General features: G+C 42.3%; 1 protein-coding gene. It reads right to left on the minus strand.

Annotated features, from left to right (window positions below; genetic code table 11):
* The coding region (locus J7604_RS27000) for a SprB repeat-containing protein (RefSeq protein ID WP_293903798.1) at positions 1 to 717 on the minus strand (717 nt) is incomplete at both ends.

Raw genomic sequence — 717 nt, forward strand, 5'->3', positions numbered from 1 at the left:
TTGCATCTCTGATTGATAAGGTATAAGTTCCTGCTGCTAGTCCTGTGAAGCTTCCGCTAGACTGATAAGCTCCGCCATTTACTGAATACTCATAAGGGGCTACACCACCTACCGGTGAAGTAATTGATATTGCGCCAGTTGAAGCTCCATTACACAATACATCTGTTTTAGATACTGATGCTGATAGTAATGTAGGCTCAGTGATTGTCTGAGTTGCAAGAGCAACCACGCAAGCATTAGCGTCTCTGATTGCTAAGGTATAAGTTCCTGCTACAAGACCAGTAAATGAACCGCTTGACTGGTAAGCTCCACCATTTACTGAAAACTCATAAGGAGCTACACCACCTGTTGGAGTTGTGATTGAAATAGAACCTGTTGAAGCTCCATTACACATTACATCTGTTTTAGATACTGAAGCTGATAGTAATGTAGGTTCAGTGATTGTCTGAGTAGCAAGAGCTACGACGCAGCTATTAGCATCTCTGATTGCCAGAGTATAAGTTCCTGCAGCAAGTCCTGTAAATGAACCACTAGACTGATAAGTTCCGCCATTTACTGAAAACTCATATGGAGCTACACCGCCTGCTGGAGTTGTGATTGAAATAGAACCTGTTGATGCTCCATTACATGATACATCTGTTTTAGATACACTTGCTGATAACAATGTAGGCTCAGTGATTGTCTGAGTTGCAAGAGCAACCACGCAAGCATTTGCAT

It is taken from the genome of Sporocytophaga sp. (assembly GCF_017745095.1).
Lineage (GTDB): Bacteria > Bacteroidota > Bacteroidia > Cytophagales > Cytophagaceae > Sporocytophaga.